Annotated in this window: 20 protein-coding genes; 13 read left to right on the top strand and 7 right to left on the bottom strand. The window is 72.5% G+C overall.

The window, feature by feature from the left end; all coding sequences use genetic code 11:
- Positions 1-163: 163 nt before the first annotated feature.
- A complete protein-coding gene (gene hppD, locus AB0A74_RS09980; RefSeq protein WP_358248462.1) occupies positions 164-1,228 on the bottom strand; it encodes a 4-hydroxyphenylpyruvate dioxygenase in 1,065 nt (354 codons plus the stop codon).
- A gap of 393 nt (positions 1,229-1,621) precedes the next feature.
- Here hppD and AB0A74_RS09975 point away from each other — a divergent pair, with 393 nt between their 5' ends.
- The 8 genes from AB0A74_RS09975 (at position 1,622) to AB0A74_RS09940 (ending at position 15,134) form a co-directional block, all read left to right on the top strand.
- Positions 1,622-3,052 carry an FAD-dependent monooxygenase gene (locus AB0A74_RS09975; protein WP_358248461.1) on the top strand — a complete coding sequence of 477 codons (1,431 nt, stop codon included), beginning with the start codon at positions 1,622-1,624 and terminating at the stop codon, positions 3,050-3,052.
- 86 nt (positions 3,053-3,138) lie between these two features.
- Entirely contained in the window at positions 3,139-5,313 is a 2,175-nt protein-coding gene (locus tag AB0A74_RS09970) for a molybdopterin-dependent oxidoreductase (protein ID WP_358248460.1), read from the top strand.
- A gap of 38 nt (positions 5,314-5,351) precedes the next feature.
- Entirely contained in the window at positions 5,352-5,537 is a 186-nt protein-coding gene (locus AB0A74_RS09965) for a DUF6222 family protein (protein ID WP_343936506.1), read from the top strand.
- An 869-nt stretch (positions 5,538-6,406) separates the two neighbouring features.
- A complete protein-coding gene (locus AB0A74_RS09960) occupies positions 6,407-7,273 on the top strand; it encodes an AfsR/SARP family transcriptional regulator (RefSeq protein ID WP_358248459.1) in 867 nt (288 codons plus the stop codon).
- A gap of 199 nt (positions 7,274-7,472) precedes the next feature.
- Positions 7,473-7,682, top strand: a complete 210-nt coding sequence (locus tag AB0A74_RS09955; protein WP_343936504.1) for an MbtH family protein — start codon at positions 7,473-7,475, stop codon at positions 7,680-7,682.
- Between the two features lie 5 nt (positions 7,683-7,687).
- On the top strand, positions 7,688-12,655 hold the full coding sequence (locus AB0A74_RS09950) for an amino acid adenylation domain-containing protein (protein ID WP_358248534.1): 4,968 nt from the start codon (positions 7,688-7,690) through the stop codon (positions 12,653-12,655).
- Positions 12,652-13,674 carry an LLM class flavin-dependent oxidoreductase gene (locus AB0A74_RS09945; RefSeq protein ID WP_358248458.1) on the top strand — a complete coding sequence of 341 codons (1,023 nt, stop codon included), beginning with the start codon at positions 12,652-12,654 and terminating at the stop codon, positions 13,672-13,674. The genes AB0A74_RS09950 and AB0A74_RS09945 overlap by 4 nt, the downstream gene beginning before the upstream one ends.
- Before the next feature lie 32 nt (positions 13,675-13,706).
- The gene (locus AB0A74_RS09940; protein ID WP_358248457.1) at positions 13,707-15,134 is read left to right on the top strand and encodes a tryptophan 7-halogenase; all 1,428 of its coding nucleotides are present in this window, start codon (positions 13,707-13,709) and stop codon (positions 15,132-15,134) included.
- Positions 15,135-15,376: 242 nt separating this feature from the next.
- On the opposite strand, the gene AB0A74_RS09935 is transcribed toward AB0A74_RS09940, so the two are convergent.
- Genes AB0A74_RS09935 through AB0A74_RS09925 form a run of 3 tightly spaced genes read right to left on the bottom strand, consistent with a single transcriptional unit; the run spans position 15,377 to position 19,990 of the window.
- Positions 15,377-16,696, bottom strand: coding sequence for a condensation domain-containing protein (locus AB0A74_RS09935; protein WP_358248456.1), 1,320 nt, complete (start codon positions 16,694-16,696; stop codon positions 15,377-15,379).
- Positions 16,697-16,712: 16 nt separating this feature from the next.
- Positions 16,713-18,218 carry a 4-hydroxyphenylacetate 3-hydroxylase N-terminal domain-containing protein gene (locus AB0A74_RS09930; RefSeq protein ID WP_358248455.1) on the bottom strand — a complete coding sequence of 502 codons (1,506 nt, stop codon included), beginning with the start codon at positions 18,216-18,218 and terminating at the stop codon, positions 16,713-16,715.
- A complete protein-coding gene (locus tag AB0A74_RS09925) occupies positions 18,218-19,990 on the bottom strand; it encodes a non-ribosomal peptide synthetase (RefSeq protein WP_358248454.1) in 1,773 nt (590 codons plus the stop codon). The genes AB0A74_RS09930 and AB0A74_RS09925 overlap by 1 nt, the downstream gene beginning before the upstream one ends.
- A 186-nt stretch (positions 19,991-20,176) precedes the next feature.
- Between AB0A74_RS09925 and AB0A74_RS09920 the strand changes: the two genes are divergently transcribed.
- Genes AB0A74_RS09920 through AB0A74_RS09900 form a run of 5 tightly spaced genes read left to right on the top strand, consistent with a single transcriptional unit; the run spans position 20,177 to position 24,103 of the window.
- Positions 20,177-20,848, top strand: coding sequence for a class I SAM-dependent methyltransferase (locus tag AB0A74_RS09920; RefSeq protein ID WP_358248453.1), 672 nt, complete (start codon positions 20,177-20,179; stop codon positions 20,846-20,848).
- Positions 20,849-20,886: 38 nt separating this feature from the next.
- A complete protein-coding gene (locus tag AB0A74_RS09915) occupies positions 20,887-21,798 on the top strand; it encodes a hypothetical protein (protein WP_358248452.1) in 912 nt (303 codons plus the stop codon).
- A complete protein-coding gene (dmpG, locus tag AB0A74_RS09910; RefSeq protein WP_358248451.1) occupies positions 21,795-22,835 on the top strand; it encodes a 4-hydroxy-2-oxovalerate aldolase in 1,041 nt (346 codons plus the stop codon). Before AB0A74_RS09915 ends, dmpG begins: the two co-directional genes overlap by 4 nt.
- Complete coding sequence (locus AB0A74_RS09905; RefSeq protein ID WP_358248450.1) at positions 22,832-23,839, top strand: beta-ketoacyl-ACP synthase III; 1,008 nt, start codon at positions 22,832-22,834, stop codon at positions 23,837-23,839. Before dmpG ends, AB0A74_RS09905 begins: the two co-directional genes overlap by 4 nt.
- Before the next feature lie 33 nt (positions 23,840-23,872).
- On the top strand, positions 23,873-24,103 hold the full coding sequence (locus AB0A74_RS09900) for an acyl carrier protein (protein ID WP_343936494.1): 231 nt from the start codon (positions 23,873-23,875) through the stop codon (positions 24,101-24,103).
- 125 nt (positions 24,104-24,228) lie between these two features.
- On the opposite strand, the gene AB0A74_RS09895 is transcribed toward AB0A74_RS09900, so the two are convergent.
- Genes AB0A74_RS09895 through AB0A74_RS09885 form a run of 3 tightly spaced genes read right to left on the bottom strand, consistent with a single transcriptional unit; the run spans position 24,229 to position 26,664 of the window.
- Positions 24,229-24,981, bottom strand: a complete 753-nt coding sequence (locus AB0A74_RS09895) for an SDR family oxidoreductase (RefSeq protein ID WP_358248449.1) — start codon at positions 24,979-24,981, stop codon at positions 24,229-24,231.
- A complete protein-coding gene (locus AB0A74_RS09890; protein ID WP_358248448.1) occupies positions 24,974-26,116 on the bottom strand; it encodes a pyridoxal phosphate-dependent aminotransferase in 1,143 nt (380 codons plus the stop codon). Before AB0A74_RS09890 ends, AB0A74_RS09895 begins: the two co-directional genes overlap by 8 nt.
- A 23-nt stretch (positions 26,117-26,139) precedes the next feature.
- Positions 26,140-26,664 carry a phosphopantetheine-binding protein gene (locus tag AB0A74_RS09885; protein WP_358248447.1) on the bottom strand — a complete coding sequence of 175 codons (525 nt, stop codon included), beginning with the start codon at positions 26,662-26,664 and terminating at the stop codon, positions 26,140-26,142.
- Positions 26,665-26,745 lie beyond the last annotated feature (81 nt).

Below are 26,745 nucleotides of genomic sequence, written 5' to 3'. Positions count from 1 at the left end.
GAGCCGCCGAGCCCGCGCCGCCCTGTCCACCCCGCCGAGCCCCCTTCCCGAGCCGCCCCGCCCGCGTCGCCGAGCCCTGGCCGGCACGCGCCCGGCGTGCCCCCCACAGCGAAAGGCCCATCCGGGGGTCCGGATGGGCCTGCCTGCCCCACTGCGGATGGGGTTACTCGAACCGGTCCAGGTGGCGTTGCAGTTCCACCGCCTCGTACAGCGCCTTGATGTTGCCGCTGCCGAACGACTTCGCGCCCAGCCGCTCGATCAGCTCGAAGAAGATCGTGTTGCGCGGGTGGACGGACATCGTGAAGATCTGGTACAGCTGCCCGCCGTGGTCCTCGTCCACCAGGATGTTGCGGCGACGGAGATCGTCGATCGCGTACCTGATCGGCTCCACCCGGCCGGCCAGCATCTGGTAGTAGCTGCCGGGCGCGTCGAGGAACGCGACTCCCCGCGACGCCAGCGAGTCCAAAGTGGACACGATGCTGCCGGTCGCGAACGCCATGTGCTGGACGCCCGCACCGCCGTGGTCGCGCAGGAAGCTGTCGATGTGGCCCGGTTCGCACGTCAGGTCCGGCTCGATCAGCGTCAGGGTCACCGCCCCGGACGTGCTCTCCACCACCCGGGTCGTCATGGCCTGCCGCCCGACGGCGATCCGCTCCTCGAAGATCAGCTCGAAGTCCAGCACGTTGCGGTAGAACTCGATGTACCCGTCCAGCTCGCCGGACTCGACGCAGACGGCGAAGTGGTCCACCTCCCCCAGCTGCACCGTGGCGTCGCCGGTGGGCGTCGCGGTCGGGCGCATGCGGGGCAGGGCGCGCGGCGCGGTTCCGGTGTCGCGCTGGATGAACGTGTGCGCCACGTCGCCGAAGCCGATGATCGACGCCGTGGTCACGCCGTCCACCTTCGCCGGCTGGGACAACGGCCGGGCGCCGCGCCGGACCGCCTCGTCGAACGCCGCCGTCGCGTCGGCGACGCCCAGGCCGATGTTGCCCACGCCGTCGCCGTGCTTCTTGACGTACTCCGCGGCGGGGTGGTCGGCGTCGTCGGCCTCGGTGAGCACGAGGTCCACCTGGCTGTGGCTGAGCACCATCGACCGGGCCGGTGCCTCGTCGTCGGAGGCCGCGCTGATGGCGAACCCGTAGCTGTTGAGCCACCAGGCCGCTTTCGACGCGAGGTCGGTGACGTAGAACTCGACGTGGTCGACGGTCATGTTGCTGAATGGGCCGGTCATCGTGGTGCTCTCTCCTTCTGTTCGTGGGACCGTGCCGACGTGGGACGGCCTACCGGGAGTGGTTCACACCACGTCGCCGTTCTCGGGAGATTTCGGCATCGTCCATCCTGGGAATTTCCGGCGTGAATGGATGTCGTGCACGACCATCCCACCGGGCACCACCGCTGTCTTATCCGCCCGTGCGCACTCCGGCACGTCGCGGGCAAGGGCTGCGGGACCCCGTGTGCAGGCGGTTCGCCCTGGTCAGCCGGGGTTCGACGGGAGCCCGCGAGAACGGTCCCGCAAGCGCGGAGATGCCGCGCGCGGAGACGGCGTGTGAAGGTTCCCGTAGCTCGTGCCCGTCGTGAGCGCCCATTCGGGAATTGCCACAAAGAATACAAGGAGGTGACCGCGGTGAGCGAGGATGCCGGTACGCGCGCGGTGGTGCTGGGCGGCAGCATTGCCGGGCTCTTTGCGGCCAGGGTGCTCGCGGACGCCTACGACCAGGTGCTGATCGTGGACCGCGACAAGCTCGTCGGTGTCAAGGGGGTGCGGCGGTTCTGCCCGCAGAGCCACCAGGCCAACGGGTTGCTCGCCCGCGGGGTGCAGGTCATGGAGGAACTGTTCCCGGGCCTCACCCAGGAGATGATCGACAACGGCGTCCCCACCGGCGACCTGTCCGGCACGTGCCGCTGGTACGCGCGGGGGTTCCGGCTCAAGCAGCAGCACGCCGGGCTGACCACCCTCGGTGTCGTCCGGCCGCTGTTCGAGTACTTCATCCGCGAGCGGGTGCAGAAGATCCCGAACGTGACCTTCCTGGAGGAGCACGACATCCTCGGCCTCACCACGACCGCGGACAAGAGCCGCGTCACCGGTGTGCGGGTGCAGGCCCGCGACGGCGACGAGGACCGGGTGATCGAGGGCGACCTGGTGGTCGACGCCACCGGCCGCGGCTCGCGCACCCCGGTGTGGCTGGAGCAGCTCGGTTACGAGAAGCCCGTCGAGGAGCGCAAGAAGATCGACCTCGGTTACGTCACGCAGCACTTCCGGCTGCGCCCCGGCGCCAACGGGTTCGGCAAGGACGTGGCCATCAACCAGATCGCGCACGCCGGCGCGCCGCGCGGCAACGTCTTCTTCCTCGTCGAGGACGGCAAGGTCGAGCTGACCACCTACGGCATCCTCGGCGACCACCCGCCCACCGACCGCGCGGGCCTGATGGAGTGGCTGAAGTCGTTGCCCGCCAAGGACGTCTACGAGACGCTGCGCTACGCGGACCCGGTGGACAAGGCGATGCCGTTCAAGTTCCCCACGACGCTGCGCCGCCACTACGAGGACCTGCGCCGCTTCCCGGACGGCCTCCTGGTCACCGGTGACGCGATCACCTGCTTCAACCCCGTGTACGCGCAGGGCATGAGCGTGGCCGCGCTGTGCGCGCTGGTCATGCGCCGGCACCTGCACAGCGGTGTCGCGCCGGTGCCGCTGGACTACTTCCGCGACATCGCCGAGGACGCGGTGGACGCCGCGTGGGAGATGACCAACACCATCGACCTGAGCCTGCCGGGCGTCGAGGGCGAGCGCACGTTCAAGGTGCGCATGGCCAACTGGTACCTCAAGCGGGTGCAGATCGCCGCGACCCGCGACGGCGCGATCACCGCCGCGTACTTCCGGACCGCGGGCCTGATCGCGCCGCCGGAGTCGTTGATGCGCCCCGGTTTCGCCCTGCGCGTGCTGTGGAAGTCGATGTTCGGCCCGTCCAAGGAGAGCCGGCAGCCGTACGTGTACGAGGTGCCCTCGGGTGTCGAGCCGGCGTTCCGCGAGACCGCCGAGCTGACCGCGTCGGCATGACCCGGCCACCCGCCCCACCGGCGACCGGTCCCGGCGCGACGCCCGGGGCCGGCGCCCGTGCCGCCGACCCCACCACCGGAGGGCCGATGACCACCGCGCACCGGACGTGCCCCATCTGCGACTCCGTCTGCGGCCTGAAGATCGAGCTGACCGCCGCCGGCCGCGTCACCAGGGTGACCGGGGACGAGCGGGACCCGTTCACCGGCGGCTACATCTGCCCCAAGGGCGCGGGCCTCGGCCAGCTCGACGAGGACCCGGACCGCCTGCGCCACCCGCTGATCCGCGAGGGCGACGGGTTCCGCGAGGCCTCCTGGGAGGAGGCGTTCGAAGCGGTCGAACGCGGCCTGGGCGAGGTCGTCGAGAAGCACGGCCGCGACGCCGTCGCCGTCTTCTTCGGCAACCCGACCTACCACACGATGGCGGGCTTCCTGTACCGCGTGCCGCTGATCCAGGCGTTGGCGTCCAAGAACGTCTACTCCTCGGGCACCATCGACCACATGCCCAAGCACGTCGCGTGCGGGCACCTCTACGGCGACCCGTTCGCCATCGCCGTGCCGGACATCGACCGCACCGACTACCTGTTGGTCATCGGCGCGAACCCGATGGAGTCGCACGGTTCGCTGTTCTGCGCCCCCAACATGCCCGCCCGCCTGCGGGCGCTGCGCAAGCGCGGCGGCAAGCTGGTCGTGGTGGACCCGCGCCGCACCCGCACCGCCGACGCCGCCGACGAGCACTTCTTCGTCCGGCCCGGCACCGACCCGTTCCTGCTGCTGGGCATCGTCCACACGCTGTTCGCCGAGGGGCTGACCGCGGTCACCCACGAGGTGGCCGGGCTGGACGAGCTGCGCGAGCTGGTGGCGGAGTTCCCCCCGGCGGTCGCCGAACGGGTGTGCGGCGTGCCCGCCGACGACGTCGTGCGGCTGGCCCGCGAGCTGGCCGCCGCGCCGACCGCCGCGGTGTACTCGCGCATGGGCGGGTCGGTGGTGGAGTTCGGCACGATCACCCAGTGGCTGGTGGACGTGGTGAACGTCCTGACCGGCAACCTGGACCGGCCGGGCGGGACGATGTTCACCAAGACCGCCGCGCTGGAGGTCTTCCGCACCGGGCAGCCGTTCGAGTGGGGCCGCTGGCGCAGCCGCGTCAAGGGCCTGCCCGAGGTGCTCGGCGAGCTGCCGACCGCCACCCTGGCCGACGAGATCGAGACCCCCGGCGACGGCCAGGTCCGCGCGCTGATCAACATCGGGGCCAACCAGGTCGTCGCCGCGCCCAACGGGCCCCGGCTCGGGCGGGCGTTCGGCGGGCTGGACTTCATGGTCTGCGTCGACCCGTACCTCAACGAGACCACCAGGCACGCCAGCGTGATCCTGCCGCCGCCGCGCATCCTCCAGTCGCCGCACTACGACTTCCTGATGCAGATCGTCATGGTGCGCAACTACACCCGGTACTCTCCGCCCGCCCTGCCGCTGGACGACGACCAGCGGTCCGAGGCGGAGATCCTGGCCCGGCTGACGCTGATCGCGGCGGGCGCGGGCGCGGCGGCCGACCCGTCGGGCGTGGACGAGATGTTCATCGGCCAACTGCTCACCGGGGCCACCCAGATGCCCGGCTCGCCGGTCGAGGGCGCCGACGTCGCCGTGCTGCGCGCCGGCATCGAGGGTGACGACGGCACCGAGCGGGTCCTGGACACGCTGCTCAGGTTCGGCCCCTACGGCCTGTCGCTGGCCCGGTTGAAGCAGGAGCCGCACGGCATCGACCTCGGCCCGCTCGAACCGCGGCTCAAGGAGCTGCTGCGCACGCCGTCCGGGAAGGTGGAGCTGGCCCCCGCGCCGATCGTCGCCGACTTCGACCGGTTGCGGGCCCGGCTCGCCGCCCCGACGCCGGACGTCGTCCTGATCGGCCGGCGGCAGCTGCGGTCCAACAACAGCTGGCTGCACAACGTGGCGTCGCTGGTCGGCGGCAGCAACCGGTGCACGCTGCACGTCAACCCGGCCGACGTCGCCCGGCTCGGGTTGGGCGAGCGGGCGGTGGTGCGGTCGGCGGCGGGCGAGGTCGTCGTCCCGGTCGAGCCGAACGACGCGATCATGCCCGGCGTGGTCAGCCTCCCCCACGGCTGGGGGCACGAGGGCAGCCCGCAGCGGGTCGCGGCCCGCAACCCGGGGGTGAACGCCAACGCGCTCACCGACGACCTGGTGATCGACGTGCCGTCCGGCAACGCGGTGTTCAACGGCGTGCCGGTCACGGTCGGCCCGCACGAGGACTAGCCAACCCGCACCCCAGACCGATGGGAGCACCCACTGCCATGGCCCTTTTCGACGGACCTCCCCAGTACCTCGGGACGGGCTTCCTCCGCGAGGAAGACCCCGCCTACCCGCGCACGACCCCGACGACCAACCTCGCGCCGGGGATCGTGTGGGCCGACGTGCTCGCCGCCATCGCCGCGGACGAGGAGGCCCGCCGGGCCGGGGAGCTGACCGAGGTCGCGTGAGGCGCGACCCCGGGGCGCGTGCGGGAGAGTGGTTCGTCCCGCACGCGCTTCTTCGTTCTTGCTATTCGCAGTGACGGGCCCTACACCACGAACGCCGGTTTGTGGTGACGAATGTCGGGCACTCGCGTCGCGCCTCCGATCAGCCGCCGCGAAAAAGCCGTGGAAGTCGATCGGGAACGCGCAACCGGACCAGGGCGCCGACGCCGGGGCGGGCGGCCATCGGCTCGACGGGTCAAGCCGCCGTGGCCGATCAGCCGCGAGCCGCCGGGCATTCGCGGGATTGGGACCGACAACACCGGAACGGCTCTTGCGGAACGCGCCGGAAAAGGTCCGTCGGCACGATGTCGCCCGGCGGCCGGGACCGGCGTCGAGGGCCTCGCGGAGCAGCGGCGACCGCCCCGACGGGCCGACGGGCGGGCCTGTTCCGCCGCGCCCCCGGCCATGGTTGAACCATTCCATTCTTCCTCTCCGGCCGCGGGCCGGACCAACGCGTCGAGCGCTCGGGGTCCGGGTGGCGGCGGGCGTTCCGGTCGCTCCGGGGTTGCGCCGGGCAACGGGTGACCGCTTCTCCACTCTTGCTGTTTTTCGCCGGGCCGATGGATGCGCCAACCGGGTGGCGCACGGCATTCAAGGCGCTTGTCGGAGGAGTCGCGATCTTGATTTCGGGTCGGCGCGCGGACCGATGTGAACATCCGTGCGCGGCCACCCTTCGGACATTGTGTTGAGCCGGCGGGGTTTTGTGGGCTAGCGTCGAACCGTCCGCACCATGCGCAAGGAGGCAGCTACTGCGAGTAACGACGCGCTACCGCGGGGACTGAAGGTGCGTTCTTCTCGCGCGTCAACGATTCCTGAGCCCCTGGGGGAACCACGTGCTGCGACTCCTCGGCCCCATCACCCTGACCAGCGATGGGCGCGAACACGACCTCGGCGGGCCACGGCAGCGCGTCGTGCTGGCCATGCTCGCGCTCAACGCCAACCGGGTCGTCCCGGTCGAGCGGCTCATCGACGCCGTGTGGAACACCACGCCCCCGACGACGGCGCGAACACAGGTGCAGATCTGCGTCTCCGCCCTGCGCAAGATCTTCCTGGACGCGAAGGTGGCGCTGCGGATCAGGACCCGACGACCCGGCTACCAGCTGGAGGTCGATCCCGACGACCTCGACACCGAGCGGTTCACCTCGCTGGTCGAGACCGCGCGCCGGCACGCCCGCGCCTCCCGCACCTCCGCGGCGGTGGCGACGCTGCGCATGGCGCTCAACCTGTGGCGCGGCAACCGGGCGCTGGCCGACCTGCACAGCGAGCTGCTGCGCCGCTTCGCCGACCAGCTCGAACACACCCGGCTGACCGCGGTCGTCGAACGCGTCCAGCTCGACCTCGCGCTGGGCCGGCACGAGGAGGTGGTCGGCGAGCTGACCGTCCTGGTCGAGGAACACCCCCTGTGGGAGCGGCTCTACGAGTTCCTCATGCTCGCCCTGTACCGCTCCGGGCGGCAGGCCGAGGCGCTCAAGGTGTGCCGGCGGGCCCGCGCGATCCTGGTCGCCGAACTGGGCATCGAGCCCGGGATGCGCCTGCAGCGGCTGGAAGCGTCCATCCTCAACCGCGAGCCGGAATTGGAGCTGCCCACCGCGGGGCTGGAGCGGTTTCCGGTGAGCGCGGGCGGGCCGGCGCCGCAGGAGTGGTGGGTTCCCGGCGTCGGTGCGGCGCCGGTGGTGGACTTGTTGCCGCGCGGCGCGTAGCGAGGAGTTCGGCCGGGCCCCCGCGCGAGTCCCTTGTGGACGGTCGCGCCCCTTTTCGGAGGGCCCGGCGCACGGCAACTGTGGAGATGTTCCGGGGTCATCCGCCGGAGGAGACTGGTGAGCGGGCCGCCTGCCGTGGCGCGGGCGGCGGTGCGCGACTTGTCGCCGGCTGGATCGTCCCAAGTGGAATGAGGTTGCCGTGTCTAATCCGTTCGAGGACGCTGACGCCCTGTACCTGGTCCTGGTGAACGACGAGGGGCAGCACAGCCTGTGGCCCGCGGGCACCGCCGTCCCGGCCGGCTGGACCACGGCGCACGGCGCGGACTCCCGCTCGAACTGCCTGGACTACGTCGAAGCGCACTGGACGGACATGCGGCCCACCAGCCTTGTCCAGGCCGAACGGGCGTGACCGGCATGGAGGACCTCCAGCGGGAGCTGGTCGTCTCGGTGTGGAACGACACGGCGCGCGACGTCCCGGTGACGGTGCTGCCCGAGTTGTTCGCGGCGCAGGCGGCGCGCACGCCGGACGCGGTCGCGGTGGAATCGGGCGGCGTGTCCTGGACCTACGCGGAGCTGGACGAGCGGTCGAACCGGTTGGCGCGGCACCTGGTCGGGCTGGGCATCGGTCCGGAGCGGCTGGTGGCGGTGGCGCTGCCGCGGTCGCTGGAGATGGTGGCCGCGGTCCTCGCGGTGGCCAAGGCCGGCGCGGCGTACCTGCCGATCGACCCCGGCTACCCGGCGGACCGGATCCGGTTCATGCTCACCGACGCCACCCCCAGCCTGCTGATCACCGACCGGGCCACCGCGGCGCGGCTGCCGGAGGCCGCGGGCACGACCCTGCTCGACCTCGACGACGACGCCGTGACCGCGGCCGTGGCGGGCCGGTCCGGTGAGGCGGTCGCCGACGGGGACCGCACCCGGCCGTTGCTGGCCGCGCACCCGGCCTACGTGATCTACACGTCCGGGTCCACCGGGCGGCCCAAGGGCGTGGTGGTCAGCCACCAGGGCCTGGCGAGCCTGTCGGCGTACCTCATCGAGACCTTCGAGATCGGGCCCGCGTCCCGGGTCGCCCAGGTCGCCTCGCTGAGCTTCGACGCGGCCGTCATGGAGCTGCTGATGTCGTTGCCGGCCGGCGCGGCGCTGGTGCTGCCCGAGTCGCGGCAGCTGGCCGGCGAGGTGCTGGCCGAGGCGCTGCACGGGTTGCGCGCCAGCCACGCCCTGGTCGGGCCGGCGTCCCTGGCCGGCGCGTCCCCGGCGCAGCTGCCGCTGCTGGAGTGCCTGATGGTCGGCGGGGAGGCCTGTCCGGGGGAGGTGGCGGCCGAGTGGTCGCCGGGTCGGCGGATGTTCAACGCCTACGGCCCCACCGAGGCGACGGTGGCCGTGACGATGAGCGGGCCGCTGTCCGGAGTGGACGCTCCGCCGATCGGCAAACCCATCCACAACGCCCGGGTCTACGTGCTGAACGAGCGCTTGGAGGCCGTGCCGCCGGGTGTGCCGGGCGAGCTGTACCTGGCCGGCCCCGGGCTGGCGCGCGGGTACCTGAACCAGCCCGGGTTGACCGCGCAGCGGTTCGTGGCCTGCCCCTTCGGCTCCGGCGAGCGGATGTACCGGACCGGCGACCTGGCGCGGTGGCGCGAGGACGGCGAGCTGGAGTACCTGGGCCGGGTGGACCACCAGGTCCAGGTGCGCGGGTTCCGCATCGAGCCCGGCGAGATCGAGGCCGTGCTGGCCGCTGCGCCCGGTGTGGCGCAGGCCGTCGTGGTGGCCCGCGAGGACCGGCCGGGCGACCAGCGCCTGGCGGGCTACGTCGTGCCCGCGCCGGGCAGCCGGGTGGACCCGGCCGAGGTCCGCGCCGCCGCCGCCGAGGTGCTGCCGGTCTACATGGTGCCCGCCGCGATCGTCGTCCTGGACTCGTTGCCGCTGACGGTCAACGGGAAGCTGGACCGCGCGGCGCTGCCCGCGCCCACCTACGCCGCCGGCACCGGGCGGGGCCCGTCCACGCCGGCCGAGGAGATCCTGTGCGAGCTGTTCGCCGAGGTCCTGGGCGTGGAGCGGGTCGGCGTGGACGACGGGTTCTTCGAGCTGGGCGGCCACTCGCTGCTGGTGGCCCGGCTGATCAGCCGGGTGCGGTCGGTGCTGGGCGTGGAGCTGGAGATCCGCACGGTGTTCGACCACCCGACGGTCGAGCTGCTGGCCAAGTCGCTGGACGCGGCCGGGAAGGCGTGGCCGGCGCTGGAGCCGGCCGACCGGCCCGAGCGGCTGCCGCTGTCGTTCGCCCAGCAACGGTTGTGGTTCCTGGACCAGCTCGAAGGGCCGAGCACCACCTACAACGTGCCGTTCGCGTGGCGGCTGCGCGGTTCGGTGAACGCCGACGCGCTCGCCGCGGCGCTGCGTGACGTGGTCGGGCGGCACGAGTCGTTGCGGACGGTGTTCCCCGTCGTGGACGGCCAGCCGTACCAGCGCGTGGTGCCGGCCGACGAGGCGACGCCCGAGTTCACGGTGGTGCGCACCGACGAAGCCGGCCTGCCCGAGCTGACCGAGCGGGCGGCGCGGCACGTGTTCGACCTGGCCGGCGAGCTGCCGGTGCGGGGGTGGCTGTTCGAGCTGGGCGCCGACGAGTCCGTGCTGGTGCTGCTGATGCACCACATCGCCAGCGACGGCTGGTCGCTCGGCGTGCTGCTGCGCGACCTGGGCCAGGCCTACGAGGCGCGGCTGGCGGGCCACTCCCCCGGCTGGGCGGACCTGCCGGTGCAGTACGCGGACTACACGCTCTGGCAGCGCGGGCTGCTCGGCGGCGACCAGGACCACGACAGCGTGCTGGCCCGGCAGGTGGCGTACTGGGAGGCGGCGCTGGCCGACCTGCCCGAGCAGCTGGACCTGCCCTTCGACCGGTCCCGCCCGGCGCTGCCCACCTACCGCGGCGGGCACATCACCGTCGAGGTGGACGCCGAGCTGCACCGCGGGCTGGTGGAGCTGGCGCGCAAGCACCAGGTCACGATGTTCATGGTGCTCCAGGCCGGGCTCGCGGTCCTGCTGTCCCGGTCCGGGGCGGGCACCGACATCCCGATCGGCGTGCCGGTGGCCGGCCGCGGCGGCGACGAGGGGCTGCACCACCTGGTCGGGTTCTTCGTCAACACGCTCGTGCTGCGGGCGGACCTGTCGGGCGACCCGAGCTTCACCGAGCTGCTGCGCCGCGTCCGCGACACCGACCTGGCGGCCTACGCCCACCAGGACGTGCCGTTCGAGCGGCTGGTGGAGGTGCTCAACCCGGTCCGCTCGACCGCGCACCACCCGCTGTTCCAGGTGATGCTGGCCTCCGACGAGGACACCAGCCGCGAGTGGGCGGCCGAGGGGCTGCGGGCCGAGGGCCTGCCGCTGGCCGGGGACTCGGCGAAGTTCGACCTGTCGCTGACCTTCCGGTCGCGGCACGAGCCGGACGGCACGCCCGACGGGATCGGCATCGCCCTGGAGTACGCGGCCGACCTGTTCGACCACGACACCGTCGAGGCGCTCGTGGGGCGGTTCATCGCGCTGCTGGGCCAGTTCACCGCCGACCCCGGTCTGCGGGTCGGCGACGTCGAGCTGCTGACGGCGGCCGAGCGGGACCTGGTCGTGTCGCGGTGGAACGACACGACGCGGGACATCCCCATGACGGTGCTGCCGGACCTGGTCGCCGCGCAGGCGGCGCGCACGCCGGACGCGGTCGCGCTGGAGTCCGACGGCGTGGCGTGGACCTACGCGGAGCTGGACGAGCGGTCCAACCGGCTGGCCCGGCACCTGATCGGGCTGGGCGTCGGGCCGGAGCGGGTGGTCGCGGTGGCGCTGCCGCGCTCGCCGGACCTGATCGCCGCGATCCTCGCGGTGTCCAAGGCCGGCGCCGCCCACCTGCCGATCGACCCGGGCTACCCGGCGGACCGCATCGGGTACATGCTCACCGACGCCAACCCGGTGGCGGTGCTCACGAACCGCGCGGCCAGTGCCAACCTGCCCGAGCGGAGCCCGGTCGTGCTGCTGGACGACCCGGCGGTGACCGCCGCCGTGGCGGAGCGGCCCGGCCACCCGGTCACCGACGACGACCGGACCGCGCCGCTGCTGGCCGCGCACCGCGCGTACGTGATCTACACGTCCGGGTCCACCGGGCGGCCCAAGGGCGTGGTGGTCAGCCACCAGGGCCTGGCCAACCTGGCCGCGTTCATGGTGCACACCCTGGCCATCACGCCGGAGTCCCGGATGGCCCAGCTGTTGTCGCTCAGCTTCGACATGTCCCTGCTGGAGGTGCTGTCGGCGTTGACCTCCGGGGCCACGCTGGTGCTGCCCCCGCCGGGTCAGCTGGCCGGCGAGGAACTGGCCGACACCATGCGGGAGCTGCGGATCACCCACGCGGTGGTGGCCCCGGCCGCCCTCGCCGGCGCGGCGCCCGAACGCCTGCCCGGACTGGAGTGCCTGGTCGTGGGCGGTGAGGCCCTGCCGGCCGAGATGGTCGCCGAGTGGTCGACCGGCCGCCGGATGTTCAACGCCTACGGGCCGACCGAGACGACCGTGTGCACGACGATCAGCGGGCCGCTGACCGCGGGCGGCGCGCCGCCCATCGGGCCGCCGAACTGGAACGTGCGCAGTTACGTGCTGGACAGCCGGTTGACGCCGGTGCCGCCGGGCGTGGCGGGCGAGCTGTACCTGGCCGGGCCGGGCCTCGCCCGCGGGTACCTCAACCAGCCGGGGCTGACCGCGCTGCGGTTCGTGGCCTGCCCCTTCGAGCCGGGGCAGCGGATGTACCGGACCGGGGACCTGGTGCGCTGGCGCGACGACGGCGAGCTGGAGTACCTGGGCCGGGTGGACCAGCAGGTCAAGATCCGCGGGTTCCGCATCGAGCCCGGCGAGGTCGAGGCGGTGCTGGCCGCGCAGCCGGGCGTGGAGCACGCCGTCGTCGTGGTCCGCGAGGACCGGCCGGGCGACCGCCGCCTGGTGGGCTACGTGCAACCCGAGGCGGGGGCCGTGCCGGACCCGGCCGGGCTGCGGGCCGCCGCCGCGCGGGTCCTGCCCGCGCACATGGTGCCCAACGCGGTGATGGTGCTGGACGCGCTCCCGTTGTCCATCAACGGGAAGCTCGACCGCAAGGCCCTGCCCGCGCCGACCTTCGCGACCGGGGCCGGGCGCAAGCCCGCCACGCCCCTGGAGGAACAGCTGTGCGAGCTGTTCGCCGAGGTGCTCGGGGTCGAACGGGTCGGCGTGGACGACAGCTTCTTCGAGCTGGGCGGGCACTCGCTGCTCTCGGCCGTGCTGGTCGCCCGGCTGGAGGAGCAGTTCGGCATCGCGATCAGCCTGCGGGACTTCCTGGGCGACCCGTCCGTCAGCGGCATCACCGGCAGGGAGGCGCAACGATGATGGACCTCGCCGCGAGCGGTGTCACCGTCTACACGACCTGCCGCTCCAGCATCGGGTACAACGAGCAGTCGCACCTGCGCCGGTTGCTGGAGATCGCCCGGTGGGCCGACGAGGCCGGCTACCGCGGCGGCCTGATCTACAGCGACAACACCTCGATCGACTCGTTGATGGCCGCCCAGGCGGCCATCGCCGGGACCGAGGCCTTCGTGCCGCTGGTGGCCATCCAACCGGTCGACCGCAGCCCGTTCACGCTGGCGCGGGCGGTGTCGTCGCTGGCGCACCTGTACGGCCGGCGCGTCGACATCAACTTCGTCAGCGGCGGCTACAGCCGCGACCTGACCGTCCAGGGCGACACCGTGGCGCACGACGCCCGCTACGACCGGCTCACCGAGTACGCGACGATCGTCAAGGAGCTGCTCACCGGCGGCATGGTGAACTTCGCGGGCGAGTACTACAGGTTCCGCCGCGCGCGGCTCACCTCGCCGGTCCCGCCGGAGCTGTTCCCGCTGTCGTACGTGTCCGGCTCGTCGCCGGCGAGCCTGTCGGCGGGTGAGGCGCTGGGGTTGAGCCAGTTGTCGTTCCCGCTGGTGCCCGAGGACTTCGTCAGCCCGGACATCCGCAAGAACAAGTTCGGCTCGGGCATCAGCGTCGGGATCATCGCGCGCGAGGACTCCGCCGAGGCGTGGCGCATCGCGCACAAGCGGTTCCCGGCCACCCAGGAGGGCGCGGAGCGGATGAAGCTGCTGCTGTCCGCCGCCGTGTCGTCCTGGCAGCCCCAGCTCGCCGCCGTGCCCATCCCGGACGAGGCGCCGGGCCAGACGTACTGGCTGGTGCCGTTCCGCTACCACCACACCTTCTGCCCCTACCTGGTCGGCAACTACGACGAGGTGGCCCAGGCGGTCAAGACCTACCTCGACGGGGGCATCCGCACGTTCGTGCTCGACATCCCGGAGGAGCCGGACGACCTGTGGCACGCGCGCACGGCGGTCGAACGCGCCGTCGCGGCCATGGACCGGTAGCAGTGCCAGTTCCGCTGAGCGAAGGATGATTGATGACAGAGACCATTGAGACCGACGTCGTGGTCGTCGGCGGCGGACCGTGCGGTTCGACTGTGGCGACGCTGGTGGCCGGGCAGGGGCACCGCGTCGTCCTGCTGGAGAAGGAGCGGTTCCCCCGCTACCAGATCGGCGAGTCGCTGCTGCCGTCCACCGTGCAGGGCATCTGCCGGCTGCTCGGGGTGTCCGACGAGCTGGAGGCGGCCGGGTTCCCGCTCAAACGGGGCGGGACGTTCCGGTGGGGCGTCAACCCCGAGCCGTGGACGTTCGCCTTCGGCATCTCCCCCAAGTTCGCCGGGACCGCCTCCACCGCCTACCAGGTCGAGCGGATGAAGTTCGACCAGATCCTGCTGGACAACGCCCGGCGCAAGGGCGTGGACGTGCGCGAGGAGCACGCCGTCAACGACGTCCTGGAGGAGGACGGCCGGGTCTGCGGCGTCACGTGCACCGACGCGTCCGGCGTGCGCCGCGAGATCCGCGCCAAGTACGTGGTGGACGCCTCGGGCAACACCAGCCGCATCCACGTCAAGGTCGGCGGCAAGCGGCAGTACTCCGAGTTCTTCCGCAACATCGCCCTGTTCGGCTACTTCCTGGGCGGCAAGCGGATGCCGGAGCCGGTCTCGGGCAACATCCTGGCGGTGGCGTTCGAGCACGGCTGGTTCTGGTACATCCCGCTGTCCGACGAGCTGACCAGCGTGGGCGTGGTGCTGCACCCGGACGCGCTGGAGCGCATCCGCGGCGACCGCGAGCGCGCGCTGATGGAGCTGATCGCCGAGTGCCCGATGATCGCGGACTACCTGTCCGACGCGAAGCGGGTCACCGAGGGCCCGTACGGCGAGATCCGGGTGCGCAAGGACTACTCCTACATCCAGGAGAAGTTCTGGCGGCCGGGCCTGGTGCTCGCCGGCGACGCGGCCTGCTTCATCGACCCGGTGTTCTCCTCCGGCGTGCACCTGGCCACCTACAGCGCCCTGCTCGCCGCCCGCTCGATCAACACCGCGCTGCGCGGCGCGGGCGAGGCGGAGGAGACCGCGCTGTTCGAGGAGTTCGAGCTGCGCTACCGGCAGGAGTACGCCCGGTTCCACGACTTCCTGGTGGCGTTCTACGACAAGCACTCCGACGAGCAGTCGTACTTCTGGAAGGCCAAGAAGGTCACCGGCAGCGCGGCCTCGGAGGTCCAGTCGTTCGTGGACCTGGTCGGCGGCGGCTCGTCGGACGAACGCGCCCTGCTCGACGCCGGCTCCTACCTCGACCGGCGCGACGGCGACATCGACGACATGATCTGGCAGGTCGCCGAGGCCGGCGCCCGCATCCAGGTGCAGGCGGCGACGGGCAGCACGGAGGACGAGCAGATCCCGATCCGCGCCGGCGGCCTGGTGCCCTCGCCCGACGGGCTGCACTGGTCGGTGCCGACGCAGGTCTGAGTGGGGGGAGGGGCCGGTGCCGCCACACGGCGGCGCCGGCCCTTTTCGCACGCGCGGAAGCGCAGCCGGGTGACTGCGGTCAGGCAGCAGGGCCGGGCGGGGCTGCGGCTTGGACGGGCGGGGCGGGCTGCGGCTTGGGCGGGCGGCCGCGGCGGCGAGCACCCATCCCACCGGCGAGAAACCCGCGCACGCGACAACGCCCGTGACCGACACCGGTCACGGGCGCTTCGCCGTCCCGCGGGCTAGCCGCGGTGCCAGGTCTGGTCCGGGTTGTCGGTCATCGCCAGGACCAGGTCGAGCCACTCGGTGCCCCAGCGCTCGACCGTCTCGGCGTCCACCGCGCTGGGCTCGTACTCCACCACGCACCGGAAGTCCTCCCCCGCCAGGAGGAAGGTCCAGATGAACGCGCCCCGCCGGAACGACGCGGGCTCCTCCTCCGGCGCGGTCACCGGTTCGACGCTGGTGGTGAAGCCGGTGTCCTCGTGCTCGGCCGGCGAGCTGATGTAGTTGAACCCCACCGGCAGGGCGCGCGGGTCGCCGGACGGGTGCATCAGCGTCGGGTACATCTCCAGGATCGACTCGGTGGGCAGCTGGTGCTGCTGCGCGTCGGCGCTGGCCTTGCGCGCGCACCGCATCAGGTCCAGGTAGGTGCCGCAGCCGTCGAACTGCAGCCGCACCGGCACCAGGTTGGCGAAGAACCCGATGGTGTCGTAGAACTCCCGCGCCGGCCGGCCGCTGTTCACGGTCAGGATCGTGATGTCGGACTGCCCGGTGACCTTCTCCACCAGCACCATGTACGCGGCCAGGAACACGTGCCACACGCTGCACCGCTGCTGCGCCGCGCCCGCGGTGATCCGCGCCATGGTGTCGGGGTCGATGGTGAAGTTGCGCACCGCGCTGCGCGGCGCCTGCTGCTCCGGGTCGAACGGCCGGTCGGTCGGCATCGAGTGCATCCGCGCGCCGGCCAGCTTGTCCTTCCAGTACCGGCGGGCCGCCGCCGCGCGCTCGCTGCTCAGGAACTCCTGCTCCCAGGACGCGAACTCGCTGTACGGGGCGGGACGCGGCAGCGCGTGCGGCACGCCGGTCACGCGGGCCCGGTAGCAGGCGGCGATCTCGCGGCGCAGCACGCCGACCGACCAGCCGTCGTTGAACAGGTGGTGGCTGAGGATGGTGAGCACGGCGTCGTGGTCGTCGAGCCGGTGCAGGGTGGCCCGCAGCGACGGCGTGTCCAGGTAGGACATGGACTCCTGGTTCAACGCGGCGAGCAGGTCCAGGGCGATCTCGTCGCGCGACCGGCCGGGCGTCTCGGGGATGTCGCGCACCGCCAGCGGGACCGGCAGCGGCGGCAGCACCTCCAGGAAGCCGCGGGTGCCGTCCGCCTCGTCGTAGTTGACCCGGGTGCGCAGCGCCTCCTGCCGTTCCACCACCTCGTCGAGCGCGCCCTTGAGCGCGTCGAGGCGCAGCTCACCCTTGATGCGCAGCGCGAGCGCGACGACGTGCCTGGGCGAGCGAGCCAGGCCGAACGGGTCTTTCTGCCGAGAACTCAGCGGGTACACGTCCACAGTGCAGCTCCATGATCTATCCGGCGAGGTCGGGTGCTAGCCATCCGTCCAGGTCGTACTCGGCGAGGCAGCGGTCGACGAACTCGCGGTACCCGTCGAGCTTCCCGTCGCCCACCTGGCCGCGCAGCAGCTCGGTCCTGGTGTTCTCGTGGTTCCCGGTGTAGTTGCGCTCGTACAGCTCGTGCCGGCCGCCGAACTCGGTGCCGACCGCGTCCCAGAGCAGCTTGAGCACCTTCACCCGCTCGACGGCGTCCACGCCGTGCGAGCCGCGCAGGTAGGTGTCCAGGTACGGCCGGGTGTCGTCGTTGTGGAAGTCCCGCGCGCTGGAGGGCAGGTAGATCAGCCCGCTCGCGACGTCCTGCAGCACGATCTCGCGGACCCGCGCGTAGCCGACCTGGGAGAACCACCGGTAGGCCATCACGTAGTCCGGGTTGGGCAGCACCGCGCCGTCGCGCCAGGCCACCGGGTTGCGCGCGGCGGCGTCGGACAGCCCCCAGAACAGGTTGCGCCAGGCGAGCACCTCGCCCAGCCGGGCCTGCACCCCGCGGAACTCCGCCACGCCGGTGATGTCCAGGGCCTTGGCCAGCAGCCCGGCCAGGAACTCCAGCTTCACCGCGAGCCGGGTGCAGCCGTGGAACATGGCCCGCTCGACGAACCCGGACTGCCCGCTGAACATGCCCACCTTGGCGGCGTCGCCGTAGATGAAGACGTTCTCCCACGGGATGAGCACCTTGTCCAGCACCAGGATCGCGTCGTTCTCGTCCATCCGGGAGGACAGCGGGTAGTCGAACGGGCTGCCGGTCGCCTCCGCCGCCGCGGAGTAGGACTGGCGGCAGATCAGCTTCAGGCCGGGCGCGTTCATCGGCACGGTGGCCACGACGGCGAACCTGCGGTCCTTGATCGGCACGCCGGTGTGGGCGATGAAGTTGTAGTGCGTGAGCGCCGACCCGGTGGCGACGACCTTGGCCCCGCTGAGCACCAGGCCGCTGTCGGTCTCCCGCTCGACGTGCACGAACACGTCGCCGACCCGGTCGGGCGGCAGGTGCCGGTCCACCGGCGGGTTGACGATGGCGTGGTTCCAGTACAGGACCTTCTCCTGCGACTCCCGGTACCAGCGGCGGGCGTTGTCGGCGAACGGGTTGTAGAACTCGGCGTTCGCGCCGAGCGTGCCCAGCAACGAGGCCTTGTAGTCCGGGCTGCGGCCCATCCAGCCGTAGGTCAGCCGGGACCACGCGGCGATGGCCTGTTGGTCGGCGACCAGGTCCTCGGCGCTGCGCGGCGTGGTGAAGAAGCGGTGGGTGTAGCCGCCGGGGCCGCCGGCGTCGGTGGCGGTGGTGAGCACGTCCCGGTGCGCGGGGTCGTGCAGCGCGTCGTAGAGCCGGGCGATCATCCGGGCCGGGTTGCGGAACGCCGGGTGCTCGGTGACGTCGTCCACCCGCTTGCCGTGCAGCTGGACCTCGCGGTCGTCGCGGATGCTCGCGAGGTACTCGGCGCCGGTCAGCGGGCGGGTCGGCCCGGTCATCAGGCCGTCCGGCTCTCGTACGCGGCGCGCTTGGCCTCGATGTGGGCGGCCAGCTCGGCCACGGTCGGGGTGTCGAACAGCGTGTTGACCGAGACGCCGACGCCGATGGTGGCCCCGATCCGGCTGCACAGCCGCATGGCCTGCAACGACTGGCCGCCCAGTTCGAAGAAGCTGTCGTCGATGCCCACCTCGGGCACCTCCAGCAGGGCGCTGAAGAGCGCGCACAGCTCCTTCTGCAACGGGGTCTCCGGCGCGCGGGAGGCCAGGACCTGGTCGAAGTCCGGTTCCGGCATCGCGTCGCGGTCCAGCTTGCCGTTCGCGGTCAGCGGCAGCGCGTCGAGCCGGACGAAGACCTCCGGGGCCATGTACCCGGGCAGCTTCGCCTTGGCGTGGGCGCGCACCGCGGCCAGGCTCAGCTCCTCGGACTCCGGCACGACGTAGCCGACGAGCTGCTTGTTGCCGTCCTCCCGCTCGCGGGCCAGGACGACGACCTGGGCCAGGCCCGGGTGGTCGGCCAGCGCGGCCTCCACCTCGGCCAGGTCCACCAGGAAGCCGAGGATCTTGACCTGGCTGTCCTCGCGGCCGACGAACTCGATGGCGCCGTCGGCGGTGCGGCGGGCCATGTCGCCGGTGCGGTACATGCGCGACCCCGGCCGGCCGAACGGGTCGGCCACGAACCGCTCGGCGGTCAGGCCCGGCTGGCCGAGGTAGCCGCGCGCGACGCCCTCGCCGGCGAGGTGGATCTCGCCGACGGCGTCGACGGGCGCGGGCCGAAGTTCCTCGTCCAGGACGTGGACGGTGATCCCGGTGAACGGCTCGCCGATCGGGACGACCTTGCCCAGCTCCGAGTCGCGGGTCAGCACGTGGTGGGTGGAGAACACGGTGCCCTCGGTGGCGCCGTACAAGGCGCGGATCACCAGGTCGGGGCACGTGTCGAGCACCTTGCGCACCGCCGTGGGCGCGATGACGTCGCCGCCGGTGAGAACTTCGTCCACCCCTTGCAACGTCTCCGGCGCCTCCTCGGCGAGCACGCGGAACAGGCCCGCGGTCAGGTGCAGCCCGGTGATGCGGTGCGTCGTGATCAGCTCGCGCAGGGCCTTCGGCTCCAGCCGTCCGGGCGGCGCGACGACGACCTGGCCGCCGTGCAGCAGCGGCATCCAGATCTCGTACGCGGACACGTCGAACGCGTACGGCGCGACCAGCAGGACCCGCGCGTGCCGCTCCACGGTCCACTGTGGATCGGTGAACAACCTGACGACCTCGCCCTGCGTCACCGCGACACCCTTGGGCTGGCCGGTGGACCCGGACGTGTGGATCACGTACGCGAGCTGGTCGGGGTCGATCGGCACGCGCGGGTCGTCATCGGACTCCGCGGCGATGGCCGGGTCGGTCACGGTCACCACCGGCACGCCGGTCGGGACGCCCGCCGCGCGCATGGCGTCGTCCACCAGCAGCACGGCCGGCCGCGAACGGTCCACGATGGACTGCCGCCGGTCGGCCGGGTCGGCCTCGTGGACCGGCAGGTACGCCCCGCCCGCCTTGAGGATCGCGAGGAGCACGACCACCAGCTCGGCGGAGCGTTCCACGAGCACCGCGACCCGGTCCTCGCGGCCGATCCCGAGCCCGATCAGGTGGTGGGCCAGGCGGTTGGCGCGCCGGTCCAGCTCCCGGTAGGTCAACGACGTGCCGCTCGCGGCGTCTGACACGGCGGTCGCTTCCGGTGTCCGCGCGACTTGCTCAGCAAACCGGGCCGGAATGGAAAAGGCTGTCATGTCATTCTCCGTTTAGCTCGGCACGTGCGTGGTGACATCATGAAAAACCCGCCGGCCGCGGTCATCTCCAAGGTTGCTCGGGCGTGGTCGTCGCCGTGCGGAGGCCTCGCAACCCGGAAGACGCCTCCCGCCGCCCCCGCCGGTCATCATGGGTGGCAGCCACGTCGGCCGCGCGAGGAGGAACCGGTGCTCGTTCATCTGGTGCTGGACGATGAGATCCAGCAGTACGTGCAGGACGTGTCGCTGCGCGAGGACGAGATCGCCCGCGGCTTGCGCGAGGCGACCGCCGCGCAGGTGTTCGAGCACCGGATGGCGGTCTCGCCGGAGCAGGGGCAGCTGCTCGGCTTCCTGGTCGGGCTGATGGCGGCCAAGACCGTGGTCGAGGTCGGCGTGTTCACCGGGTACAGCACGCTGGCGATGGCGCGGGCGCTGCCGCCCGGCGGCCGGATCATCGCCTGCGACTTCAACGAGGAGTGGGCCGAGATCGGGCGGCCGTTCTGGGAGCGGGCCGGTGTCGCCGACCGCATCCAGCTCGAACTGCGCCCCGCGGTCCGCACCCTGGACCGGCTGCTGGCCGACGGCGCGGCCGGCACCGTGGACTTCGCGTTCATCGACGCCGACAAGGAGGGCTACCCCCTCTACTTCGAGCGGTGCCTCGAACTGCTCCGACCGGGCGGGCTGATGGCCATCGACAACGTCCTCCTGACCGGCAACGTCGCGCGACCGGGCGTCAGCGACCCGGAGACGGACTCGATGCGCGCGCTCAACGCCGCGCTGCGCGACGACGACCGGGTCGAGCTGAGCCTGCTCCCGGTGTTCGACGGCGTCACGCTGGCGTACAAGCGCGCCCGCGACTGACCACCCAAGCCGTTGCGCTCTCACGTCAGGAGTCACGCATGACCTACGAGGACAACCGGACGGCGCCCGGCCGACTGTCCGTGGCGGTGCTCGGCGCGGGCCTGATCGGCATCGACCTGATGACCAAGGTGCTGCGCTCGGACCGCCTGGACCTGGGCCTCGTCGCTGGCCGGGACGAGGCCACCTCGGGCCTGCGGCAGGCGGCGCAGCTCGGCGTGCCGGTCGCCACCGGCGGCATCGGGTCCATCGTGGCCGCCGAGCGCCCGTTCGACGTCGTGTTCGACGCCACCAGCGCGTCCGCCCACGCCGAGCACGTGGCGAGGCTCGCGCCGCTGGGCACCATGCTCATCGACCTCACGCCCAGCAAGCAGGGGCGGATGATCTTCCCGACCGTCAACCGCGCCGACATCGCCACGCACCGCGACCTGAGCATGGTCAGCTGCGGCGGGCAGGCGGCGGTGCCGATCCTGCGGGCGATCACGCGGGCGCATCGGATCGACTACATCGAGGTCGTGACCACCGCCGCCACCCTGAGCATCGGCCACGGCACGCGGATGAACCTCGACGAGTACGTGGAGACCACGCAGGACGCGGTCCGCACGTTCACCGGGGTGGAGGACGTCAAGGCGATCCTCAACATCAGCCCGGCCCGGCCGCCCGCGACCTTCCGGGTCGCGATGTCGTTGCTGGGCGAGGACCTCACCACCGAGTCGTTGCGCTCGGTCGTGGCGGGCGCGGCGGCCGAGGTCCGCTCGTTCGCGCGGGGTTTCGAGGTCAAGGCGTGCAGCGCCGACGACGGCAAGGGGTTCGTCGCCGTCGAGGTCACCTCCTCCGGCGACCGCATCCCGCGCTACGCCGGGAACCTCGACATCATCAATTCCGCCGCGCTCCTGGTCGCGGAGAGCTACGCGGCGGACCGGCTCTCGACCGCAGGCGTGGTGAACTCATGACCGAGGCAGCGAACCCGGGCGTCGACGCGGGCAAGCCGATCCAGATCCACGACCCGAGCCTGCGCGACGGCCACCACGCCGTCCGGCACAGCCTCGGCGCGGACCAGCTGCGCGCCTACGCGCGGGCCGCCGACGCCGCCGGCGTGCCGGTGGTCGAGGTCGGCCACGGCAACGGGCTGGGCGCGTCCTCGTTGCAGGTCGGCCGGGCCCGGCTCAGCGACGACGAGATGCTGACCATCACCCGGGAAGCGTTGAGCACCAGCAAGCTCGCCGTGTTCATGCTGCCCGGCTGGGGCACGACCAGGGACCTGGACAACGCCGTCGCGCGCGGCGCGGACCTGGTGCGCATCGGCACCCACTGCACCGAGTCCAGCCTGGCCGAGCGGCACCTGGGCTTCCTGCGCGACCGGGGCGTCGAGGCGCACGCCGTGCTGCTGATGAGCCACATGGCGACCCCCGAGCGGCTGGCCGAGCACTGCGCGCGCCTGGTCGAGTTCGGCGCGACCGGCGTCGGCATCATGGACTCGGCGGGCCACTACCTGCCGGCCGACGTCACCGAGCGCATCACGGCCATGTGCGCCGCGGTGGACGTGCCGGTGATGTTCCACGGGCACAACAACCTCGGCATGGCCGTGGCGAACTCCATCGCGGCGGCCGACGCCGGAGCGTCCATCCTGGACGCCTGCGCCCGCGGTTTCGGCGCGGGGGCGGGCAACACCCAGCTGGAAGTCCTGGTGCCGGTGCTCGAACGCGTCGGCTACCGCACCGGCATCGACCTGTACCGGCTGCTGGACGCGGCCGACATCGCCGAGCGGGAGTTGATGCCCGCGCCGCCCAAGGTGGACTCGCTGTCCATCGTCAGCGGCCTCGCCGGGGTGTTCTCCGGGTTCAAGACCCGCGTGCTGGACATCTCCGCCCGCGAGGGCGTGGACCCGCGCGACGTGTTCTTCGAGCTCGGCCGGCGGCAGGCGGTCGCGGGCCAGGAGGACCTCATCGTGGACGTCGCGCTGGCCCTGCGCGGCGGGGACCGGTCGTGACCGACCGCGCGGTCCTCTGCGGTGTCGGGCACCGGCTGCCCGAGCGCGTGGTGACCAACGCGGAGCTGTGCGCGCGGCTGGGCGTGTCCGAGGACTGGATCGTCAGCCGGACCGGGATCTCCACCCGCCGCTGGGTCGGTCCGGGCGAGGCGACCTCCGACCTCGCGGTCGGGGCCGGCCGGGCCGCGCTGGAGTCGGCGGGCGGCGGGCCGGTCGACGCCGTCGTGCTGGCCACCTCGACGCCGGACTTCCGCAGCCCGGCCACCGCGCCGGACGTGGCCGCGCGGCTGGGCCTGGGCGGTGTCGCCGCGCTGGACGTCTCGGCCGTGTGCACGGGTTTCCTCTACGGCCTGGCGACCGCGGCGGGCTTCATCGCGGCGGGCGTGGCCGAGCGGGTGCTGCTCGTCGCCGCCGAGGCGTTCTCGACCCTGCTCGACCCCGAGGACCCGACGACCCTGCCGATCTTCGGCGACGGGGCGGGCGCGGTGGTGCTGCGGCGCGGCGACGCCGACGAGCCGGGCGCCGTCGGCCCGCTGGTGCTGGGCAGCGACGGCGAACGCGCCGACCTGATCACCGTGCGGGCCGGCGGCGCGCGCATCCCGTTGCGGGACAAGGTGCCCGACGACGGGTCGCAGTACTTCCGGATGCGGGGGCGCGAGGTGTTCCGGCACTCCGTCGAGCGGATGAGCGCCGCCGCGACCGAGGCGCTGCACGGCGCGGGCTGGGAGCTGGGCGACGTGGACCGCGTGGTCACCCACCAGGCCAACGCGCGGGTCAGCGCCGCGCTGGCCACCCGGCTCGGCCTGCGCCGGGACGCGGCGACGCAGAACATCGCCGAGGTCGGCAACACCGCCGCCGCCTCGATCCCGGTCCTGCTCGCCCAGGCCGCGTCGGACGGGACCCTCAAGCCCGGCCACCGGGTGCTGCTCGCCGCGTTCGGCGGCGGCCTCACCTGGGGCGCCACCACGTTGACCTGGCCCGAACTCGAAACCCGCGGCGCCTAGGGCACGCCGGCCGACGCCACACCGGAGGACGCGATGTACGAGCTGCTGAAGTCACTGATGACCGAGGTCCTGCTGCTGGACGTCGACGGCGTGCGGCCGGACGCGAGCCGCGAGGACGCGGGCCTGGACTCCCTCGCCGTCGTGGAGCTGTCCATGGTGCTCAGCCAGCGCCACGGCATCGAGATCACCGACGACGAGCTGCTCGAACTCGACACCGTGGCCGAGATCGTCGCCCTGATGGAACAGCGGACCGCCGGCGTCTGAGCGCGGACCCCGCCGGCGGTCCGCTCGTGGGGACGGACCGCCGGCGGTCTCGTGCACTGGCCGCCGGCGGTCTTGCTCACACCGACCGCCTGCGGTCTCGTGTGCCGACCGCCTGCGGTCCCTTGTCACGACCGCAGGTACGAGGCGCCGTTCAGGTCGAGGATCGTGCCGCTGGCCCACTCGGCCTGCGCGGAGGCCAGGTAGAACACGCCCGCCGCGATCTCGTCGGGCTGGGCGACCCGGCCGAACGGGCTCTGCGCCCGGATCGCGTCGCCGCCCGGCGGCTTGAGCCAGTCCGTGGTCATGTCCGTCTCCACGAACCCCGGCGCCACGGCGGACACCGCGATGCCGTGCGGCGCGAGCGCGATGGCCAGCGACTGGGTCAGCGAGTTCAGCCCCGCCTTGCTCGCCCCGTACGCCGGCACCTCCGGCTCGCCGCGGAACGCCCCGCGCGAGGACACGTTGACGATCCGCCCGCCGCGCTCCTTCATGTGCCGGACCGCGCACCACGTCACGTTGGCCGCGCCGACCAGGTTGATCCCCAGCGTCGTGCGCCAGAGTTCCCGCCAGGTCGCGTAATCGACCTCGGTGACGGGGTGCGCGGTGAAGATGCCGGCGTTGTTGACCACGACGTCCAGCCCGCCCAACCGCGCGACCGCCGAGTCCACCGCCGCGAGCACGGCGTCGCCGTCCATCAGGTCGGCTTCGACGGCGACGTGCCCGCCGCCGTCCAGTCCGGCCACCACGTCCGCGCCCGCCACCCGGTCGAGGATCGCCACCCGGTCGCCCGCCGCGGCGAACCGCCGCGCGATGGCCCGCCCGATGCCCCGCGCCGCGCCGGTGACCAACACCGCGCGCCCACCCACGTGCTCACCCACGGACCAGTCCTCCGATCGCCAGCCTGTCGACAGCTTCCGCCAGCACGTCGTCCGGGAGGGAGAAGCACGCGCGGACGTACGGCCGGTCCGGCGCGTCGAGGTGGAAGGCCTCTCCCGGCACCGTTCCGACGAGGTTGCGCTCCAGCAGCAGCTCGGCCGCCTCCGCCCCGGTCGCCACGCCCATCCGCGAGCAGTCCACGAACAGGTAGTACGCGCCTTCCGGCTGGTTGGGCGACAACCCGGCGGCGGTGAACCCCTCCGCCAGGACGCGGCGCTTGCGGTCGTACATCGCGCGCAGCTCGCGGTAGTAGTCCTCGCCCAGGTTCAACGCCCGCGCGCCGAACTCCTGCAAGGGAGCCGGCGCGCAGACCACCAGCGAGTCGGCCGCGACCCGGATCGCGCCGATCAGGTGCTCCGGGCCGCACGCGTAGCCCAGCCGCCACCCCGGGACGCTGAACGACTTCCCCAGCGACCCCAACGTCACCGTGCGCTCGGCGAGGTTCGCGACCGTCGCCGCGGCCAGGTGCGGGGACGCGTCGAAGTAGATGTCGTCGTAGACCTCGTCGGTGATGACGAGCAGGTCGTGCTCCTCCGCGACGGCCGCGACGACCTCCAGTTCGGCGGCGGTGAGCCGGCGCCCGGTCGGGTTGTTCGGCGTGCAGATGATCATCGCGCGGGTCCGGTCGGTGACCGCCGCCCGCAGCGGTCCCGCGGTGATCGCGAAGTCCGGCCCGGTCAGCCGCACCGGTCGCGGGTGCAGCCCGACCACCTGGAGCGAGGAGAGGTAGTAGCTGTAGAAGGGTTCGAACAGGACGACGCCGTCGCCCTCGTCGAGCAGGGCGGTGAGCGTCGCCATGAGCGCGCCCGTCGCGCCGACCGTGGCCAGCACCTGGGTCGCGGGATCGACGCTGAGCCCGCTGGACCGCTTGAGCTTGTCGGCGACGGCTTCGCGGAACACCGGCAGGCCCTCGGGCTGGGTGTAGGAGTGGCCGACGTCCGCGAAGTCCCGCGCGCCGCCGGCCAGCACGGAGGCGGGCGGCGGGACCTGGCTCAGCCCCTGCGCGAGGTTGACGGCGCCGACCTGCCGGCAGCGCACGGTCATCGCGCCCAGGACGGACTGCTGAAGACCCCGCATCCGGTTGGCGACCGCGACCACCGTCAGGCCCCGGTGCCGCTCAGCTCGTCCAGGAGCTTGTCCAGCTCCGCGACGGTGGGCGCGTCGAACAGCTCGTTCATCGAGATCTCCAGGCCGACCGCCGGGCCGACCCGGCTCGCGATCAGCATGGCGTCGATCGACTCGCCGCCCATGATGAAGAAGTTGTCGTCCAGGCCGCACCGGGTCCGGCCGAGCACGTCGGCGAAGATGGCGCAGAGCAGCTCCTGGCGCGGGGTTCCCGGGGCCCGGTAGGGCGCGTGACCGCGCAGGTCGGGCGCGGGGAGCGCCCCGGTGTCCGCCGGGATGGCGTCCACGACCACGACGGCGGCCGGCACCGCGTCCCCCGGCAACGACTCGCGGGCGTACTTGTGCAGCGCCGACAGGTCGAGGGCGGGGCTCTTGGGCACGACGTAGGCCACCCGGACCTCGCCCGCCGGGTCCTGGGAGTGGGTCAGGACGGCGACGTCGGCGAGTTCGGGGTAGGCGGCCAGCACGTTGCGCACGTCCTGGATCGCAGTAGCAGCCATCAGCCGCTCACCTTCCATTCGGGCTCCGGGAGTCTCCCGGACCACCTTCGCAGTCCCCGGCGCGGCCGCGATCTCCCGCGT

It is taken from the genome of Saccharothrix sp. NPDC042600, from assembly GCF_040647305.1.
GTDB classification, from domain to species: domain Bacteria; phylum Actinomycetota; class Actinomycetes; order Mycobacteriales; family Pseudonocardiaceae; genus Actinosynnema; species Actinosynnema mutabilis.
This window is presented reverse-complemented; position numbering and strand designations above follow the sequence as displayed.

What these genes read in the sequence shown, in the direction of transcription:
- hppD (WP_358248462.1), bottom strand. Translation starts at nt 1,228, where the DNA reads ATGACCGGCCCATTCAGCAACATGACCGTCGACCACGTCGAGTTCTAC.
- AB0A74_RS09970 (WP_358248460.1), top strand. Translation starts at nt 3,139, where the DNA reads ATGACCACCGCGCACCGGACGTGCCCCATCTGCGACTCCGTCTGCGGC.
- AB0A74_RS09965 (WP_343936506.1), top strand. Translation starts at nt 5,352, where the DNA reads ATGGCCCTTTTCGACGGACCTCCCCAGTACCTCGGGACGGGCTTCCTC.
- AB0A74_RS09950 (WP_358248534.1), top strand. Translation starts at nt 7,688, where the DNA reads ATGGAGGACCTCCAGCGGGAGCTGGTCGTCTCGGTGTGGAACGACACG.
- AB0A74_RS09945 (WP_358248458.1), top strand. Translation starts at nt 12,652, where the DNA reads ATGATGGACCTCGCCGCGAGCGGTGTCACCGTCTACACGACCTGCCGC.
- AB0A74_RS09940 (WP_358248457.1), top strand. Translation starts at nt 13,707, where the DNA reads ATGACAGAGACCATTGAGACCGACGTCGTGGTCGTCGGCGGCGGACCG.
- AB0A74_RS09930 (WP_358248455.1), bottom strand. Translation starts at nt 18,218, where the DNA reads ATGACCGGGCCGACCCGCCCGCTGACCGGCGCCGAGTACCTCGCGAGC.
- AB0A74_RS09925 (WP_358248454.1), bottom strand. Translation starts at nt 19,990, where the DNA reads ATGACAGCCTTTTCCATTCCGGCCCGGTTTGCTGAGCAAGTCGCGCGG.
- AB0A74_RS09915 (WP_358248452.1), top strand. Translation starts at nt 20,887, where the DNA reads ATGACCTACGAGGACAACCGGACGGCGCCCGGCCGACTGTCCGTGGCG.
- dmpG (WP_358248451.1), top strand. Translation starts at nt 21,795, where the DNA reads ATGACCGAGGCAGCGAACCCGGGCGTCGACGCGGGCAAGCCGATCCAG.
- AB0A74_RS09900 (WP_343936494.1), top strand. Translation starts at nt 23,873, where the DNA reads ATGTACGAGCTGCTGAAGTCACTGATGACCGAGGTCCTGCTGCTGGAC.
- AB0A74_RS09890 (WP_358248448.1), bottom strand. Translation starts at nt 26,116, where the DNA reads ATGCGGGGTCTTCAGCAGTCCGTCCTGGGCGCGATGACCGTGCGCTGC.
- AB0A74_RS09885 (WP_358248447.1), bottom strand. Translation starts at nt 26,664, where the DNA reads ATGGCTGCTACTGCGATCCAGGACGTGCGCAACGTGCTGGCCGCCTAC.